This is a genomic window from Xanthomonas theicola (assembly GCF_014236795.1).
Classification (GTDB): domain Bacteria; phylum Pseudomonadota; class Gammaproteobacteria; order Xanthomonadales; family Xanthomonadaceae; genus Xanthomonas_A; species Xanthomonas_A theicola.
Genome location: NZ_CP049017.1, coordinates 1,146,252 through 1,163,884 on the forward strand (window position 1 = coordinate 1,146,252; position 17,633 = coordinate 1,163,884).

The 17,633-nt window shown below is 64.3% G+C and carries 12 protein-coding genes, 1 tRNA gene and 5 pseudogenes; 9 read left to right on the plus strand and 9 right to left on the minus strand.

The window, feature by feature from the left end:
- Nucleotides 1-13: 13 nt before the first annotated feature.
- Nucleotides 14-994: a LacI family DNA-binding transcriptional regulator gene (locus G4Q83_RS05115; protein WP_128420208.1), complete on the plus strand. Its 981-nt coding sequence runs from the start codon at nt 14-16 to the stop codon at nt 992-994.
- 165 nt (nt 995-1,159) lie between these two features.
- On the opposite strand, the pseudogene G4Q83_RS05120 reads toward G4Q83_RS05115, so the two are convergent.
- From G4Q83_RS05120 to G4Q83_RS05130, 3 genes and pseudogenes are all read right to left on the minus strand, one after another.
- Nucleotides 1,160-1,792: pseudogene (locus G4Q83_RS05120) on the minus strand (LysE family translocator).
- Between the two features lie 167 nt (nt 1,793-1,959).
- Nucleotides 1,960-2,136, minus strand: coding sequence for a hypothetical protein (locus G4Q83_RS05125; protein WP_246432285.1), 177 nt, complete (start codon nt 2,134-2,136; stop codon nt 1,960-1,962).
- Between the two features lie 19 nt (nt 2,137-2,155).
- Nucleotides 2,156-2,479 (minus strand): transposase, encoded by a 324-nt coding sequence (locus G4Q83_RS05130; RefSeq protein ID WP_128420209.1) that lies wholly within the window; start codon nt 2,477-2,479, stop codon nt 2,156-2,158.
- Between the two features lie 287 nt (nt 2,480-2,766).
- Between G4Q83_RS05130 and G4Q83_RS05135 the strand changes: the two genes are divergently transcribed.
- The 7 genes and pseudogenes from G4Q83_RS05135 to G4Q83_RS05165 form a co-directional block, all read left to right on the plus strand.
- The gene (locus tag G4Q83_RS05135) at nt 2,767-4,059 is read left to right on the plus strand and encodes a nucleotide sugar dehydrogenase (RefSeq protein WP_128420210.1); all 1,293 of its coding nucleotides are present in this window, start codon (nt 2,767-2,769) and stop codon (nt 4,057-4,059) included.
- Between the two features lie 123 nt (nt 4,060-4,182).
- A pseudogene (locus G4Q83_RS05140) lies at nt 4,183-4,530 on the plus strand (arsenate reductase/protein-tyrosine-phosphatase family protein); the annotation flags it as partial.
- Complete coding sequence (locus G4Q83_RS05145; protein WP_128420212.1) at nt 4,527-5,948, plus strand: hypothetical protein; 1,422 nt, start codon at nt 4,527-4,529, stop codon at nt 5,946-5,948. The pseudogene G4Q83_RS05140 and the gene G4Q83_RS05145, both read left to right, overlap by 4 nt.
- The gene (uvrC, locus tag G4Q83_RS05150; protein ID WP_128420213.1) at nt 5,945-7,804 is read left to right on the plus strand and encodes an excinuclease ABC subunit UvrC; all 1,860 of its coding nucleotides are present in this window, start codon (nt 5,945-5,947) and stop codon (nt 7,802-7,804) included. Before G4Q83_RS05145 ends, uvrC begins: the two co-directional genes overlap by 4 nt.
- A gap of 9 nt (nt 7,805-7,813) precedes the next feature.
- The gene (pgsA, locus tag G4Q83_RS05155; protein ID WP_128420214.1) at nt 7,814-8,449 is read left to right on the plus strand and encodes a CDP-diacylglycerol--glycerol-3-phosphate 3-phosphatidyltransferase; all 636 of its coding nucleotides are present in this window, start codon (nt 7,814-7,816) and stop codon (nt 8,447-8,449) included.
- Between the two features lie 36 nt (nt 8,450-8,485).
- Nucleotides 8,486-8,561, plus strand: a tRNA-Gly gene (locus G4Q83_RS05160).
- Between the two features lie 224 nt (nt 8,562-8,785).
- A pseudogene (locus G4Q83_RS05165) lies at nt 8,786-9,993 on the plus strand (tyrosine-type recombinase/integrase); the annotation flags it as partial.
- Between the two features lie 34 nt (nt 9,994-10,027).
- Here the strand turns inward: G4Q83_RS05165 and G4Q83_RS05170 are convergent.
- The 5 genes and pseudogenes from G4Q83_RS05170 to G4Q83_RS05185 form a co-directional block, all read right to left on the minus strand.
- Nucleotides 10,028-11,133, minus strand: a protein-coding gene (locus G4Q83_RS05170) for an IS3 family transposase (protein ID WP_185817403.1) whose coding sequence is annotated in 2 segments (ribosomal slippage) — nt 10,028-10,875 and nt 10,875-11,133 — 1,107 coding nt in all. Because the reading frame shifts where the segments join, the coding sequence is not laid out codon by codon here.
- A gap of 68 nt (nt 11,134-11,201) precedes the next feature.
- Nucleotides 11,202-11,309: pseudogene (locus tag G4Q83_RS24470) on the minus strand (helix-turn-helix domain-containing protein); the annotation flags it as partial.
- Nucleotides 11,310-11,541: 232 nt separating this feature from the next.
- The gene (locus tag G4Q83_RS05175) at nt 11,542-12,081 is read right to left on the minus strand and encodes a DUF4189 domain-containing protein (RefSeq protein ID WP_128421923.1); all 540 of its coding nucleotides are present in this window, start codon (nt 12,079-12,081) and stop codon (nt 11,542-11,544) included.
- Between the two features lie 16 nt (nt 12,082-12,097).
- A pseudogene (locus G4Q83_RS05180) lies at nt 12,098-13,219 on the minus strand (TrbL/VirB6 family protein).
- Between the two features lie 12 nt (nt 13,220-13,231).
- Complete coding sequence (locus G4Q83_RS05185; RefSeq protein WP_128421925.1) at nt 13,232-13,876, minus strand: hypothetical protein; 645 nt, start codon at nt 13,874-13,876, stop codon at nt 13,232-13,234.
- Between the two features lie 240 nt (nt 13,877-14,116).
- On the opposite strand from G4Q83_RS05185, the gene G4Q83_RS05190 reads away from it, so the two are divergent.
- A complete protein-coding gene (locus tag G4Q83_RS05190) occupies nt 14,117-15,100 on the plus strand; it encodes an IS5 family transposase (RefSeq protein ID WP_185817191.1) in 984 nt (327 codons plus the stop codon).
- 569 nt (nt 15,101-15,669) lie between these two features.
- Here the strand turns inward: G4Q83_RS05190 and mobH are convergent.
- Nucleotides 15,670-17,472 carry a MobH family relaxase gene (gene mobH, locus G4Q83_RS05195; protein WP_128421841.1) on the minus strand — a complete coding sequence of 601 codons (1,803 nt, stop codon included), beginning with the start codon at nt 17,470-17,472 and terminating at the stop codon, nt 15,670-15,672.
- Between the last annotated feature and the right edge of the window lie 161 nt (nt 17,473-17,633).

The window sequence follows — 17,633 nt, forward strand, 5'->3', positions numbered from 1 at the left end:
GGGAACGTTGCCAGTGAGTGTCAGCATTCATGACGTGGCCCGGGTGGCAGGGGTCTCGACCTCCACGGTGTCGCGCGCGCTGGGCCAGGGGCCGGTCAGCGGGGAGGTGCGGGTGCGGGTGGAAGCGGCGGTGCGCGAGACCGGTTACCGGCCGAACCTGATGGCGCGGCGGTTGCGCTCGCAGCATTCGGGCATCGTCGGACTGATCGTTGCCGACATCCGCAATCCGTTCTTCACCGCCGCGATCCGCGCGGTCGAGGACGTAGCCTACCGCGCCGGCATGCGCGTGATCCTGTGCAACACCGACGAGGATCCGCAGCGCGAGGCGCTGTACCTGCAACTGATGCAGGAAGAGCGGGTCAGCGGCCTGATCTTCGCGCCGACCCGCACCACCCAGAGCCGGTTGCCCAAGCTGAATTTCGATTATCCGGTGGTGCTGATCGACCGCGCCGGCAAGGCCGGCGCGCACGACAGCGTGGTGCTCGACAACGCCGCGGCGATGGCGGTGCTGATCGAGCACCTCGCCGAACGCGGCCTACGCCGCATCGGCGGCCTGTTCGGCAGGACCAGCAGCACCGCCGCCGAGCGCCGCGACGCCTACCTGGCGGCGATGCAGGCGCACGGCCTGGCGCCGAGCTACCGCGAGGTGGCGCCGAGTGCGGAGGCGGCGAGCGCGCAGGTGCAGGCCTGGCTGGCGCAGCCCGATCGCCCCGAGGCGCTGGTGGCCAGCAACAGCCTGTTGCTGATGGGCGCGCTGAAGGCCGCGCGCGGCGCCGGCCTGCGCATTCCGCAAGAGCTGGCGCTGGCGGGGTTCGACAACGACAACTGGACCGAATTGGTCGAGCCCGGCATGACCGTGATCGCGCAGCCGGTGGAGGAAATGGGCCGCACCGCGATGTCGCTGCTGTTGGAACGGCTCAATGCGCCGGCCCTGCCGGTGCGCAAGGTGGTGTTGAGCGGACGCTGCATCGTGCGCGGGTCGAGCCTGCGCTGAGCGCGGACGTCGTCGGTTGCGCCCGAGGTAAGCGCAAGCTCGGCATCCCGGTCTATCGGTTCGGCACGCGTGCTGCGTGAAAGACCGCCCCGAGAGCATTGCAGGGCTCGGGCCTCCTGCCGCTGACGGATCGCCCCAGCGGCGTCGAGAGCGGGCCGTCCCGGTCTAGCGTCGCGCTTCCGTCGCCATTCTGACGGCCAAGCCTGCGAGCACTGTTCCCATTATCCAGCGCTGGACGAGCGCAAAAGTCGGGCGTTGTGTAAGAAACATGGCGATCGAGGCTGCCGAAACCGCGATTATCGCGTTCACAGAAACGCTGATGGCAATCTGAACTGTTCCCAGAACCAGAGCTTGTGCAAGTACGCCACCGTTTGCCGGATCGATGAATTGCGGCAGCAGGGAGAGATACATCACGGCAATCTTCGGGTTCGGCAGGTTGGTCAGAAATCCCATGAGGAACAGCTTGCGCGCGCTGTCCTTGGGCAAATCCCTGACCTGGAACGGCGAACGTCCTCCCGGCCGGACCGCTTGTCAGGCCAGCCACAGCAGGTAGAGCGCGCCCGCGATACGGATGGTGTCATAGGCGTAAGGTGCGGCCAGCACCAAGGCCGTGATGCCGAACGCGGCGCACACCATATAGAACACGAAGCCCAGCGCGACGCCGCCCAGGGAGATCAGGCCAGCGCTTGGGCCTTGGCAGATCGACCGCGATATGAGGTAGGCCATGTTCGGTCCCGGCGTCAGCACCATGCCGAGGGCGATGGCGGCGAAAGCCAGCAGGCTAGCAAGCTCGGGCATCTGTTTTCTCCATACGGGAAGGATGGCCCGACGCAGGGCCAATGAAATGATTCTCGCGCTTCCCGCTGGGTTTCCCTCTTTCAGCGTCGATCACGCGAAGCTGGAGGATAGAGAGGGATGAAACTCTGTCTGTAAAGAGAACGGATCGATAGTAGCGATCGACCTTGCTACTCGCTGCCGTCCGGCCGCGGATGGTCGCGTTCCGGATCGGCGTGGTTGCGCTTGGGATCGCTGTCCGGCTGGCCGCGGTCCTTCCACCGCGCGTCGTCGTTGCGCAGCGTGTCGGAGGGTGGCTCCGCCGCTGGGACTGTCCCCGGTCTCTCGGGGTTGGATGCGCTCGGCATGGACCTGTCTCCAGGGTGGTCAGAGAGGGGCCGTGGTCGGATCGGGCTGGGTGCCGCGCCGTTCGGAACCGTCCAGCCTGACCCAGCAGGCCAGCACCAAGGCTTCGGCGTCGTTCCAGGTGATGCGCGGCCAGGGGTGCTCGGCGCCGTAGCGCTGACGCAGGCGCTGCGTGCGCATCGCGTTGGATTCGCGCGGCAGTTGCAGGAACACGTCGCAGGCCATCTTGATCAAACGCGCATGCTCGCTGAAGGACTGTGGGCCCAGCTTGCCTTCGCCGTGCAATGTCTTCCAATGCGCGAGTTCGGCTTCGACATCCACGAGCGAGCGCGGAGCGTGGCTCAAGGCGGATCTCCTTGTTGGGAATAGGCTTGGGTGGCGCATATATGCTGCGCTAGCCTAGACTGGGCCACGTCAAGATCAGGTCAGATCGGCGTGCCGCGGCATGTCGATGACTGCGATGCGCCGCCATGCCGAGCGTCGGCGGCGCCAGCGCGGTGGCGGTGAAGGCGCGCGCGGTGGCGGCGCTTGGAGCACACCGCCGCGCCGCTTACCATGGTCACGTCCGCGCCGCGGACGCCCCCACTCCTACGCCCGCCGGCCGCTGCCGCAGCACCTCGACAAGGAACGGCATGCCCGTCGCTATCATGTTCGATCCCGCGCAGCTGCGCATCGCCGTCATCGGCCTGGGTTATGTCGGCCTGCCGCTGGCAGTGGCCTTCGGCGCGCGCCACGACACGCTCGGCTACGACATCGATGCGCAGCGCGTGGCGCAGCTGTGCCACGGCCACGACCGGACCCTGGAGATGCAGGCCGACGACTTGCGCAGCGGCGTGCACCTGCGCTACAGCGCCGATGCGGGCGCGCTGCGCGACCGCAATGTCTACATCGTCACCGTGCCGACCCCGATCGATGCCCGCGAACAGCCCGACCTGCAACCGCTGCGCCAGGCCAGTGAGCTGCTCGCCGGCGTGCTCAAGCGTGGCGACCTGGTGATCTACGAGTCCACGGTGTACCCGGGCACCACCGAAGAGGTGTGCGTGCCGCTGCTGGAACAGGGCTCGGGATTGCGCTGCAACGAAGACTTCCACTGCGGCTACAGCCCGGAGCGGGTCAATCCGGGCGACCGCCAGCGGCGCCTGACCGACATCCGCAAGATCACCTCCGGTTCCAGCGCCGCGGCCGCCGATGCGGTCGATGCGCTGTACGCCGGCATCATCGGCGCAGGCACCTGGCGTGCGCCGTCGATCCGCGTGGCCGAGGCGGCGAAGGTGGTGGAGAACATCCAGCGCGACGTGAACATCGCCCTGGTCAACGAACTGGCGCTGATCTTCGACCGCCTCGGCATCGATACCCAGGACGTGCTGGAGGCGGCCGGCACCAAGTGGAATTTCCTGCCGTTCCGCCCCGGGCTGGTCGGCGGCCACTGCATCGGCGTGGACCCGTACTACCTGCTGCACAAGTCCGAGAGCATGGGCTATCACCCGGACCTGATCCACACCGCGCGCCAGGTCAACAATCGGGTCGGCGCGCACGTCGCCGCGCGGGTGCGGGCGCTGTTGGCCGACAAGGGCGTGGACATGGCCGCGGCCGCGGTTCTGGTGCTCGGCGTCACCTTCAAGGAGAACTGCCCGGACCTGCGCAACAGCCGCGCGCTGGAGCTGGTGCATGCGCTGGCGGCCAGTGGCGCGCAGGTCGACGCCTGCGATCCGTGGGCCGATCCGCAGCTGGCGCGCGAGCACGGCGCGGTGGAGTTGCTGCCGGCGCCGGCAGCCGGCCGCTACGACGCGGTGGTGTTGGCGGTGGCGCACGACCAGTACCGCGCGCTGGATGCGGCGCAGATCCGCGCGCTGGGTACGCCGAACCTGGTGGTCTACGACGTCAAGTCGGTGTGGCCGCGCGCCGCGGTGGACGACCGCCTGTAGCCACAGGCAGCCGCCATTGCCGACCGCCAGCGTCTACACTGGCTGCCTTTCGGATTCCGCGAGGGACACGATGCACCGCTGCCTAGCGTGCCGTTCTCGAAATAAATTACCCATGAGCCTGTCGAGCCGCCGGACCGGCGCGCGATTGCCTGCACCCGTGGCCATGGCGTGGACATCGCCGGGCTGCGCGCACGGCAGCTGCGCACCGCCGACTTCGCCGCGTTCGACTGGATCCTGTGCGCCGACGCCAACAACCTGTGCGACGTGCGCCAGCGCGCGCCGGCCGCGGCGCTGGAGCGGGTAGCGCTGTGGCTGCCGTGGGCCGGCATGGACGGGCGCCAGGAGATACCCGACCTATACACCGGCGGCAGCGACCACTTCGAGGAAGTCTGGCGTTTGGTAGACGAAGCGGCGGCGCGCAGTACGGCGCGGCTGTCTGCCGACGGCGGCTCCGGCATAATTGCCGGATGAACATGCCCGCCGCCTTTGAACTGCCGCCATCCGGCATCTGGCTCAATGCTGCGCCGTTGACGCTGCGTGAACAGCAGGGGCGCGCGTTGGTGCTGGCCTTCGTCAACGCCGCTTCGGTGTGGTGCGCGCAGCGCCTGGCCGAGCTCAGCCACTGGCAGGCGCGCAATCCGGGACGCCTGCAGCTGATCGTGGTGCAGGTGCCGCGCTTCGACAGCGAGCGCGAGCCGCAGTGTGCGCTGAAGCTGCTGCGCAGCCAGGGCGTGTCGGCGCCGATCCTGCTCGACGCTGACTGGGCCGCCTGGCAGCGCTTCGCCGTGCAGGCGTGGCCGACCCTGGTGCTGCTCGACGCCGACGGCTACGAGCGCGAGCGCCTGGTCGGGATCGGTGGCGCGGATCTGGAGAGAGCGCTCAATGCCTTGTGCGCAGCGCAATCGCTGCCGCTGGACGAGGAACTGCGCGACCCGCGCGAGACCCAACCGGAGCCGCGCCTGAGCCTGCGCTTCCCGGTCGGCCTGGCGGTCGCCGACGATCGCCTGTACATCGCCGACAGCGGCCACCACCGCATCCTGGAGTGCACCACCGGCGGCCGCGTGCTGCGCCGGTTCGGACTGGGCACCGCCGATTTCATCGACGGCGGCGTCGGCGAGGCGGCGTTCCACCGGCCGCGCGGGCTGGCGCTGGAGCGCGGCGTGCTGTACGTCGCCGATACCGGCAACCACGCGCTGCGGCGGATCAACCTACTCAACGGCCACGTCGATACCCTGTGCGGCAACGGCCGCATCGGCGAGCCGGTCGAAGGGCCGGTGCAGCACGCACGGCAGGCGCCGCTGAACCATCCGCAGGACGTGGTGGTGGCCGACAACCAAGTGCATATCGCGATGGCCGGCGACAACCGCGTGTGGAGCTACGAACTCGGCAACCGCAGCTTGCGCTGGCGCGCCGGCGCCGGGGCGCTGGAACCGCGCGACGGCAGCGGCCACCTGGCGGCGTTCGCGCAGCCGTGCAGTGTGGCCGCGGTGCAGCAGGTGCTGTACGTCTGCGACGCGCTGGGTTCGGCGGTGCGCTCGCTGCAACTGCGCGGCGACTTGGTGCAGACCCTGCTCGGCGGCCAGGGCCCGTGGGACTTCGGCAACGAGGACGGCCCGCGCGGCCGCGCGCGCCTGCAGTTCCCGCAGGCAATCGCGCTGAGCCCGGAATCGCCGCTGCTGTGGATCGCCGACAGCGGCAACGGCAGCCTGCGCAGCCTGCGCCTGGGCGGCGGCGAACTGTCGACCACGGCCCTGCCGCGGCGCCTGCATGGCCCGGCGGGGCTGGCGGTGACCGCGGGCACGGTGTGGATCGCCGAGACCGATGCCCACGCCGTGTTGCGCTACGACATCGGCAGCGGCGAACTGAGCGACGTGCCGATCAGCGAATGACCGCGTCTCCGCTGCCCGCGTTCGACGGCAAGGCCTTCGCCGCCAATCTCAGCACCGCGCCCGGCGTCTACCGCATGTACGCGGCCGACGACACCTTGCTCTACGTCGGCAAGGCCGGCGCGCTGCGCAAGCGCGTCTCCAGCTATTTCAGCGCCTCGCCGAAGAACGCGCGGACCATGGCGATGCTGGCCCAGGTTGCGCGCATGGACGTCACCGTCACCCGCAGCGAAGGCGAGGCGCTGCTGCTGGAAAACCAACTGATCAAGTCGCTGGCGCCGCGCTACAACGTATCGCTGCGCGACGACAAGAGCTATCCCTATGTGCTGTTGACCGGCGAGGAATGGCCGCGGATCGCGCTGCACCGCGGCCCGCGCGCGGTGCCGGGGCGCTACTTCGGCCCGTATCCGGGCGTCACCGCGGTGCGCGAGACGCTGAACCTGATGCACAAGCTGTTCAAGCTGCGCAGCTGCGAGGACAGCGTGTTCCGCAACCGCTCGCGGCCGTGCCTGCAGTACCAGATCGGCCGTTGCAGCGCGCCGTGCGTGGCGCTGGTGGCGGCTGACGAGTATGCCGAGTCGGTGCGCCGCGCCACGCTGTTCCTGGAAGGGCGCAGCGACCAGCTCGGCGACGAACTGGTGCAGGCGATGCAAGCCGCCAGCGAGCAGCTGGAGTTCGAGCGCGCCGCGCGCCTGCGCGACCTGCTCGGCTCGCTGCGCAGCATGCAGAGCCGGCAGTACGTGGACGGCCGCGCCGCCGACCTGGACGTGCTCGCCTGCGCCACGCAGGGCGCCAATGCCTGCGTGCTGCTGCTGGCGTTCCGCGACGGCCGCAATCTCGGCACGCGCGCGTTCTTTCCCAAGACCAACGGCGAGGACAGCGCCGCCGAGGTGCTCGGCGCGTTCGTGTCGCAGTACTACGCCGAGCATCCGCCGCCGCGCGAGGTGCTGCTGGACCGCGAGATCGCCGACGCGGAGATGATCGAGGCGGCGCTGGGGTCGGCCGCCGAGCGCAAGGTGCAGCTGCGCTGGAACGTGCGCGGCGAGCGCGCCGGCTACCTGGAACTGGCCAGCCGCAACGCGCAGGCCACGCTGGCCACCGAACTGACCAGCCGCAACGCGCAGCACGCGCGCAGCGAGGCGCTGCGCCAGATGCTGGGGCTGGCCGCGCCGGCCAGGCGCGCGGAGTGCTTCGACATCAGCCACACCATGGGCGAGGCCACCGTCGCCTCGTGCGTGGTGTTCGACGCCAGCGGTCCGGTGCGCAGCCAGTACCGGCGCTACAACATCAGCGGCATCGAGCCGGGCGACGACTACGCGGCGATGCGCCAGGCGATCGAGCGCCGCTTCCGCCGCGTGGCGGAGGGCGAGGGCAAGGGCGATGCGGTGCTGCCCGACGTGCTGCTGATCGACGGCGGCGCCGGCCAGCTGGCGCAGGCCAACGCCGCGCTCGCCGACCTGGGCGTGGACGGCATCCTGGTGATCGGCGTGGCCAAGGGCGCCGAACGCCGCGCCGGCCACGAAACGCTGGTGATGCCGGACGGGCGCGAACTGCGCCCCGGCGCGGCGTCGCCGGCGCTGCAGTTCATTCAGCAGGTGCGTGACGAGGCGCACCGTTTCGCGATCACCGGCCACCGCGGGCGGCGCCAGAAGGCGCGCATGACCAGTAAGCTGGAGGACATTCCCGGCATCGGTCCGCGCCGCCGCGCCAGCCTGTTGAAGCATTTCGGCGGGCTGGCCGGACTCAAGGCTGCCGGCGAAGCGGAGATCGCGCGCGTGGAAGGCATCAACGACGCGCTCGCCGCGCGAATCTACGCTAACCTGCACGGGCTGCCGGTGCCCGATCCGGCAGGCGAGTAGAGCAGCGCAATGAAGTTGACCATCCCCACCTGGCTGACGCTGCTGCGGATCGTGATGATTCCGGTGCTGGTGCTGGTGTTCTACCTTCCCTATACGTGGACCAACTTCGCCTCGGCGGCGATCTTCGGCCTGGCCGCGTTCACCGACTGGCTGGACGGCTGGGTGGCGCGGCGCTATCACCAGTACTCCGCGTTCGGCGCGTTCCTGGACCCGGTGGCCGACAAGCTGATGGTGGCGGTGGCGCTGTTCCTGATCGTGCAGGGCCACCCGACGCCGTGGATGGCGTTCTGGGCGGCGGTGATCGTCGGCCGCGAGATCGCGGTGTCGGCGCTGCGCGAATGGATGGCCGAGATCGGCCAGCGCGCCAAGGTGCGGGTGGCGATGATCGGCAAGGTCAAGACCACCGCGCAGATGGTGGCGCTGCTGTGCCTGCTGTATTCGGTGATGCCCGACGGCTCGCCGCCGGAAAGCGTGTGGATGGGCTTGTTCATTTTCCATGTCGGCGACTGGACGCTGGCGATCGCCGCGATCCTGACCCTGCTGTCCGGCATCCAGTACCTGCACGCGGCCTGGCCCAGCCTGCGCGCCGACGAGCGCGCTGCGGTGGCGGACAAGAATGCGAAGAAAATCGAAGGCAACGGTTGACAGCTTGCCGGTTCCCGGTAGAATTTCCGGCCTAAAGCGGGAATAGCTCAGTTGGTAGAGCGCAACCTTGCCAAGGTTGAGGTCGCGAGTTCGAGTCTCGTTTCCCGCTCCAAATATTGATCTACAGACTTCCACTGGCGTCTGTAGGTTGTTGAAAAGAGGGGCTTCGGCTCCTTTTTCATTCCAGCAAAAGCCACTGGGATCCAGCGACAGCTAGCGTTTTTGAGGCCAGAATTGAGGCCAAAGAATACGGGCGGTGCCGGTTCCGGGTTGTTGCTGGGGTTGGATCGGGAAGACCAGCAGCATCGAGCCTAAGTCTCACGACTTAGGAGTTTGATGATGGCACTCTTTGATCTGACCGTGCGGCAAGCCAAGGCCGCCGAGAAAACCTACAGTATCCCCGACACCGACGGCCTAGGCCTGGTGGTCACACTACCGGTGGCAAATCGTGGCATCTGCGCTACTACTGGCTCGGTAAGCAAAAGCGCATCTCTCTGGGCACCTACCCTGAGATCGGACTGCGTGAAGCACGCAGCTTGCGTGATGAAGCTCGCGCGCTCCTGGCAAAGGGTATCAATCCGCACGCTGACCGCAAACGTAAGCGACACGCTGTCAAGCTGGCCTCGGACTACACGTTCAAGGCGGTCTTCAATGCCTGGGTCGAGCATCGCACGAAGGAACTCAAGGAAGGCAGGAACAGCACGCTTACGCAGATCAAGCGAATCTTCGTGAAAGATGTGCTGCCCAGCCTTGAAAAGATGTCGATCTACGACATTCGCCGGCCTCAGCTCCTGGGCGTCTTGGCGCGGATCGAGGGGCGCAAGGCTTTCACTACTGCCGAGAAGGTCCGCACCTGGCTGGGCCAGTTGTTCCGCTACGCCTTGGTCATCGTGGAGGGCATGGAGGCCAATCCGGCTACCGACCTCGACGTGGTGGCGGAGCCCAAGCCTCCGGTGAGCCACAACCCCTACCTGCATCTGCCCGAACTGCCCGGCTTTCTCCAGAAGCTCAGGCTCTACAACCCTCGTGGCTGGCAAACGCAACTCGGCATTCGGCTGCTGCTCCTGACCGGGGTACGTACCGGCGAGCTACGGCTGGCCACCCCGGACCAGTTCGACCTCGACCGCGGTCTTTGGATTATTCCGCCGCAGATCGTCAAGCAGCTTCAGGAGGAAATGCGCAAGGCCGGCAAGCGCCCGCAGGATGTTCCGCCTTACATCGTGCCGCTGTCCCTTCAGGCCATTGAGATCGTGCGCTACCTCTTGGGGATCATGCGGCCTGCTCAGCGCCACTTGCTGACGCACCGCAGCGAACTCAAAAAGCGCATCAGCGAGAACACTCTCAATGCCGCCTTGAAGCGGATGGGCTACGAGGACCAACTGACCGGCCATGGCATCCGCGGGACTATCTCGACAGCGCTCAACGAGATTGGCTATCCCAAGATTTGGGTGGATGCGCAGCTTTCGCACGCTGATCCAAACAGGGTGAGTTCGGCTTACAACCACGCCAAGTATGTGGAGCCGCGACGCCGGATGATGCAAGACTGCGACGTCCCCCCGCTTTCAGTAGCGGGGCTCTTTAGAGTCCGGGTTTCATCGTAGCGGCTTTGGCCGCTAGCTGTTGGGCATAGGCGGCCGGGGTCAGGCCGCCCAAGATCTTCTTCGGTCGCTCCTCGTTATATTCCCGTCGCCAGGTCTCGATCTCGGTGCGGGCGTGCAGCAGCCTCGGGAACCAGTGCTCGTTGAGGCATTCGTCGCGCAGGCGGCCGTTGAAGCTCTCGATGTAGGCGTTCTGGTTCGGCTTGCCTGGCTGGATCAAGCGCAGCTGCACACCGCGCTCGTGGGCCCACGTCACCATCGTCTTGCCGCAGAACTCCTTGCCGTTGTCGGTGCGGATCACCTGCGGCAGACCCCGTGTCAGCGCCAGCCGATCCAGCACCCGGGCCACGCCGTGGCCGGAGATGGCCCGCTCCACCTCGATCGCCACCGCCTCGTGCGTGGCATCGTCGACGATGGTCAGGGCCTTGAGCACCCGGCCCTCGGCGGTGCGGTCGAACACGAAGTCCATCGACCAGACCTGGTTGGCGGTTCCAGGCCGAAGCAACGGTTGGCGCTCGCCCAGCAGCACCTTCTTCCGCTTGCGCCGGCGCACCTGCAACCTGGCCTCCTGATACAGCCGTTCCACCCGCTTGTAGTTCACCGGCCACTGCTCCTGCCGCAGCTTCAGATAGATCATCCCGACGCCGTAGCGCTTGTGCCGCTGCGCTAGCGCCAGGATCCGCTCGCGCAGCTCGACGTTGCGATCCGGACGTGGGACGTAGCGCAGCGCGCTGGCGCTCATCCGCACCACGGCCAGCGCCCGCCGCTCAGGGAGCCCGCGCTCCATCAGGTGCCGCACCAGCATCCTGCGCGCCGGTGCGGTCACCACTTTTTTCGCAGGGCGTCCTTGATGACGTCGTTCTCGAACAGCTGCTCGGCCAGCAGCTTCTTCAGCCGCGTGTTCTCCGCCTCCAGCTCCTTGAGCCGCTTGGCCTCCGGCACGCTCATGCCGCCGAACTTGCTGCGCCACAGGTAGTAGGAGGCCTCGCTGAACCCGTGCCGCCGGCACAGGTCCTTCACCGCCACGCCGGCTTCGGCCTCACGCAGGAAGCCGATGATCTGCTCTTCGGAAAAGCGCTTCTTCACGTCCAATCTCCGTCTCGTTGGGGATTGGACTCCAAATCGCCGTGCTACTCAAAACCGGGGGGACGTCGGCTTCTATCCAGCAGCCTGGATATCGAGCGTAAGCTCTGACCACGTCGCGTTTCGATTTGGAGTACCGCGCGCTCTTCTGCGCTCAGGTGGAGATAGCTTCTTGACATGCATACACCCTACTGGCTGAGAGGGTGTTGCGCTTGGAAGTTGAGTCTAAGTACTGCCCCGGAGGGCACCCCTGCTCTGCAAAAGCAGGGCACCAAAAGACGAGCACAAGAGAAAACACTATCACTCTCAGCATTAGACATCCCTTCTTGTAAATCACCTTGCAAGAATTTTGTGGGATTAGAACCCGGCTTTCTTCTCATTCGCCGAGCTGTTCCTTTTCCTTGATCGCAATCAATATCTTTCAAAGATCTGTTCTGTACATGCGGTATAGATAATCTTGCAAGCTGCCACGGAAAAATTTGCATTGGCTTTTTTGCATCTCTCCAATGCGACTTCACTTGCCTTTGGAATGCTCACTTCCCCTGCGAACGTCGAGCCCCCTCCATCAAATGTTTTCCCCTGCATTTGTGGCTCTGCAATGGCTGCGCACTGGTTTTTGTAGGCGACCCCGATTTGGCAATTCGTTTCACCGTGCGACGCACAACGTCGCAGAGCATCGCTTTCTGCCTCCGATTTCGACAGCTTCCCCGTAGTAACTCCATAGCTGTTGATTGAATCAATTGAGCCCATGGCGATCGCCCCCCATGTTTCGATCCATCTGCCTGTCGGGCGAGGTGCTTGCTGGATCGATTGATTTTGCGGGATTGGAGCGCAACCAACAGCACCTTGTCCACCGATCGGATATTGACCCGGTGGGCACGCACCTTCCGCGCAGGCGTTACCTGCAAGTAAAAAAGAGCCAACACAACAAAGGAGTTTTCTGTACGTCATATGCATATTTCATTAATTAAGTGATTCGGCTACCCGGATTTGCATTGCCTCTAGAACCGCTAGCGGCGGTTGATTGCGTTTCCTGTGATGACCCATATACTCCTTGACCCGTCGTGCGGACAACTGAGGCCGACGCTGAGGAGTCATTTTTATCAGATTGGGCTGGTGTATAAGAAGACCCTGGCGGTTGCCCCTGCGGCCCAGGCGAGGCATTGAATGCGGAGTACGTCATAAACGTTCCCATGTTGCCTTGCCAGACAGCGGCCGCCAGCGTTGGCACGGTGACGATGACAGCAGTCATAATCAGTCCAATCCAACCTTGCTGCAATGCCTGCGATCCCAAGCCTTCCATATTGCCCAAGGAGAACAATTTTACCATCCAAAAGGCAACCGCCACCTTGGCCGTGAACTTCAAGACCATGGCGGTCACGACCGACAGCATCGACATTGAGAACAACGTGCCGAGCACATAGAACAGCCATTTCTTGAACAGGTCTTTGGTCTGATCGAACATCAGGAACAGGATGAAAATCGGCCCGATCCCAATCAAGAATGCCATTGTGAACTTGAATAGCAGGAGCATCGATCCGGCCATGATAGGCGGGCCAGCCGTCCCCAATCCTGCCAACATTAGGGCGCGAGCCTTCTTCTCTGTCACTTCCGGATCGATCGACACTACGCGCACTGCATCCAGTGAGCTGAGCGCGATCTGTGTATAGGCCAAGTTCTGGTCAATGGCGTCCGAGGAGCTCGTGTTTTCTTCACCGGTAAATAGTTGGTGGATCTCCTTATCCAGATTGTCGGTCGCCGTTTTGTGTAGCATCGCACCGTTGGCTCCGACGGTCGATGCAATCGAGACAATCACTGCCACCTTGGCGGCCTTCACCATGGTGACCATCGCCGACTCGCGCGATTACCCGGTCGCGATGCGATACCCTAGCACCAAGATCCAGAGCGTGGTTACCGTCAGCGCGATGACGCTGACCCAGCGCATGGCATTGGACATTAACGACAAGCCGAACTTGTCGATCTCATTGTTAAAATAATCATTAACCAACTTGAAGAAAACGAAGTCGCCCACGCCCGTATCCGCGAGGGCATGCAACCAGTTCATCGTGCCTTGGAAGATTCCGTCCATTTGAAGACGCCATTAATTGATGGAGAGCGCGGCTTTCAACGCCGCGGCCTGGACGACCTGCCCGAGAAGATCGTCCTTGTTGCCGTCGAGCGCACGGCGAGCCAGGCGCGACTGATCGTCTTTCAATGCGAGGATGTAGCTGTCATACGCCTTCATCTGCGCCTGCCAGTAGTCCAGGTCCATGGCGTTTTTCGTCGCAAAGCGCCGGACTTCGTTGTCGTTGGCTGCCAACCCACCCTGACTGGTGCCGACGCTATCGCGCTGAGCCTCAATCTGTTTCTTGAACTGCTGGTTGCGCTCGATCAATCGCTTGAGCATTCGCACGGTTTCGTTGTACTGGGCGTTCTGCGCCATGCCGATGCGTGCGCAAACTTTCAACTGCTCTTCGACCATTCCCCCATTCTTGTTGGGCAGTATGGCCTTGAACTGCTGCATCAAGCCCGCCAAGCCGCTTTGGCCGGCTCCAGGGCAACGATCCTCCAGGCCGTAGTCCTGCGGGCGCTCGGCGAAGTTGTCTGCCATGTTGGAGTCACCCAACTGGAGGCGCTGAAGTTTGATGAGTTGTTGCTGGTAGTGCTGAAGCTGCTGCTGGTACTGATCGATTGTTCTCTTCCAGCGCTCTGCCTGCTCGGCATATTCCTTGACCGCCTTGGCCATGGACTGGGGATCATTGACGATCCACTGCGCATGCGCCTGACTGGCGAACAGTCCACAGGCGAGCAGCAGGCCGGCGGTAAGGCGTTTGAGTACAAACTGGGGGTAGAGGGAGGAAGCGTTCATGGAGGCTCTCGTCAGTCCTGTTCCGTGCAGAGGGACGGGCATAGCAGGTTTAGGGATGGTCTGAACAACTCCCTCTGATCCTGCGACAATCGTACAAAGCCCAACAGGACAACGACGATGCAATTGTCTTTCGGCGACGCGGAGTACAACGGCAAGCGCAAGCAGACGCGGCGCGAAAGGTTGCTGGCCGAGATGGATCAGGTGGTGCCGTGGAAAGACCTGCTGGCGCTGATCGCGCCGCACTATCCGAAGTCGGGCCATCCGGGCCGTCAGCCGTACCCGCTGGAGACAATGCTGCGCATCCACTTTCTGCAGCAGTGGTACGCACTGAGCGACCCGGGCGCGGAAGAAGCCTTGTACGACACGGCGTCGATGCGCCGTTTCGCCAGGATCGGCGGGTTGGATGAGGTGCCGGACGAGACCACGATCCTCAACTTCCGCCGGTTGCTGGAGACGCACGATCTGGCGCGCACGCTGTTCAACCGGGTCAACGCGCACCTATCGCGCAAGGGCCAGAGCCTGCGCGGCGGCACCATCGTGGACGCCACGATCATTGCCGCGCCCAGCTCGACCAAGAACAAGAACGGCGAGCGCGACCCGGAAATGCACCAGACCAAGAAGGGCAATCAGTACTACTTCGGGATGAAAGCGCACATCGGCGTGGACGATGAGTCCGGGCTGGTGCACCACTTGGAATGCACGGCGGCCAACGCCGCAGATATCACCCAGGCGCACAAGCTGCTGCACGGCAAGGAAGACACGGTATGCGGCGACAGCGGCTACACCGGGCTGGCCAAGCGCGAGGAGATGGCGAGCAAGCGCAAGCTGCGCTATCTGATCGCGGAGAAGCCCTCGAAGCTGAAGCAGATCAAGAGCAAGCGCGAATTGAAGTGGGCACAGCGCTGGGAGCACGCCAAGGCCAGCCTGAGGGCGAAGGTGGAGCATCCGTTCCGGGTGATCAAGCGCCAGTTTGGCTACGTCAAGGTGCGCTATCGCGGCCTGGCGAAGAACACGGCGCAAGTGCTGACGCTGTTTGCGCTGTCGAACCTGTGGCTGAAGCGAAAGCAGTTGCTGCCTGTCGTGGGGAGGGTGTGCCTGTAATCCGGGAAATACCCCGGAAATGCGCCGGAAACGGCGAAAAACCGAGGGTCTGAGCGCCGTGGGCGTGGTCGATATGGCTTGCCTCATCCTCCGACCGCGTTGATCAGACTATCCTTAGCGGGCACAGGGGCGGCTTGCCGGACGGGGAACGTGAACAGATGAAGCGGGGCAATGCGGAAACGAAGAGAAGCGAAATCCTTTGGAGTGTCTTCGTTGGAGCATGAACAGGCCAGCCCTCCATGGAGGGAGCCAACGTCTCGGGCTTGATGCCTGCTGCGGCCATGGTCCTTATGTGCAGTTGAGCCAAGTAAAGCCAACTCTGGCATAGACAAGATCAGATTTCCACTGCCGGCCACCATCGGCCAGTACGGTCATCGCCCGTCGTTTGCCAGTTCAAGGGTATGGCGGGCCGGGTAGGAAAAATCTGACACCCAGCCACGGCAATTCCCGGCCCGCCGCAAGGCGTTCGCTGCGCGATCCCGCCCACTCGACGATCAGGCTGAACGGTAAATCGTAAAAAAGCGCAGCATGTAGGCCAGGATCCAGGATCCAGGATCCGGCCAAAGGCATTAGGGCACGCGCAGATAGGGGTTGTTCGGCGGGACCTCATCAAACAGGTGTCTGGGATCTTGCAACAGATAGCCATGTAGCCGCCTTGATTTGCGTGGCCCGATGACGTCGCAGGTCCAGATGTTCAATCCATTGTCTTGTTTACGGTGTAGCAGCAGCTTCTCGAAGTGCTTCTGTACCCATTGCCATTCTTGCACTTTCTCCTGCTTAGCCAGCGCCGTGATCTGCGGATGCTCCTGGGCGTAGCGCTGGAAGACGCCGGGACTGACCAGGTAAACGGTATCGGCAACCGTATGCACCAGCGCCTTGGCGTCGTTGATGATCAGCTTGCGTGATTCGATGCCCTGCTTCAGCCAGGCGATGAAGTGTTTGGCAGAGGGCAATGTCTGCGACGGCTGGCCTTTCGCTGGATCGGGTGTTTGCCCCGGCATGGTGGTGTGTTCCGTCTCGCCTGGCGGCAGGCTGGCGGATGTATCTTCGACAGGAGGCGTTGCCGGAGGAGACGGATCGCTGATCAACGACAGCAAGTCTTCCACCACATCGACTTGGCCCGGCGCGGGGGCGGCAACGGCGTCCACAAACGAAGGAAGGGTGACAGCATCGGGCGACGCGACGGGGGAACTGCCGTTGTCCTCGACTAGCTCGCCGCCCGATGCTTCTTCGACCACGGTGCCGCTGAAGGGCTGTGGGCGCTCTGCGGCTTCCCAGATGAGTGCTGGGGCCAAGCGCAGCAGCGTGAAGCTGTGCGACCAGCCGGTCTTGCTAGTGACCGTGGCTTTCCAGATGGCTTTGCCTCCCGGCGTTGCCTGGAGGATGCCGTGATCTTGCAGCACATTGAATACGGCGGTGTTGTTTGAAGGAATGCCATCGATGCCCTGTGTCAGCAAGTGTGCGCGCAGCTTGTCGGAGACAGTCTTGCTGACGAGCCACAGCGCATCGTGCGTCACCCAGCCATCCGACGCCTGGGGCTGATTGAGCTTCAACTCTTCCTTGAGCAGATAGCGCAGGCCGTCCAGCAGCTTGCGCTGCAACGCGTGTTTCGGTGCGACCATCGCCTTTGCCGGATCACTTCCCAATTCCTGGGCCACGGAGGCGCGGTCGGCCTGCACGACGAGTTCGCCCAGCACCCCGGCGTGCTCATACTGGCCGGCCAGGACGTAGAGCAGCGGTCCCCATAGGGCCGGGTAGCCACTGAGCCAGTCCAGGAGTTGGGCGTCCAGCAGCTGGCGGTAGAGCAACCCTGTCGCTGCGCTGTGCAGACGGTATTCGCGGTCCTCGTGGTAGCGGAAGCGGTATGGCTGGTGCAGCGGGCCGTGCCAGGGGTGCCAAGTGCTGCCGTCGGCCAGCTCCACGTGCAGATCGACGGCGAGCTTGCCGATGTCGTGCAGCAGCGCCGCGTAGGCGACGGCAGTGGTCCAGGCTTCGGATTGCGCGGCTTGGTCCTCGGGGGGGCTGGCGGCTGGCAGCAGATGCGATTGCCGCAGTTTGAGAGCGTAGGCAACGATTTCTAGGCCGTGGTCCAGCATGCCGCCGGGGTAGGAATGGTGATGGGCCTCCGATGCAGGGAACTGCTGGACAAGCTCGGCGTAGCGCTCCAGCGGTGCGCGGTACAGGGTGGCGAACTGTTTGCGCGAAAGCGACGTGCGCTGCCAGATGTGTTCCAGTAGCTTCTGCCGGCGCGGTGTCGCCAGCAGCGATGCGGCCAACTCAGGCCGCAGCATCCCTTTCGGGAGATCGATGACGGATGGTGACGCTGGCGCGGTAGCGACCGATGGCCGTTTTCGCTGGAACAGAGAAAGCATGTGGGTGTCCTGGTGGTGGGCCGGCCGGGCGGCCTTTTTGCCTTTTCGAGGTAGGGCCTTTCCCCTTGCACCCCATTCCCTTGCCGTTTCGGCCCTTTGGCCTTTAACCGTTTCGGTATAGCGGGGCCAGGGTTACCGCTACAGCCCCAATGGGGAACCCG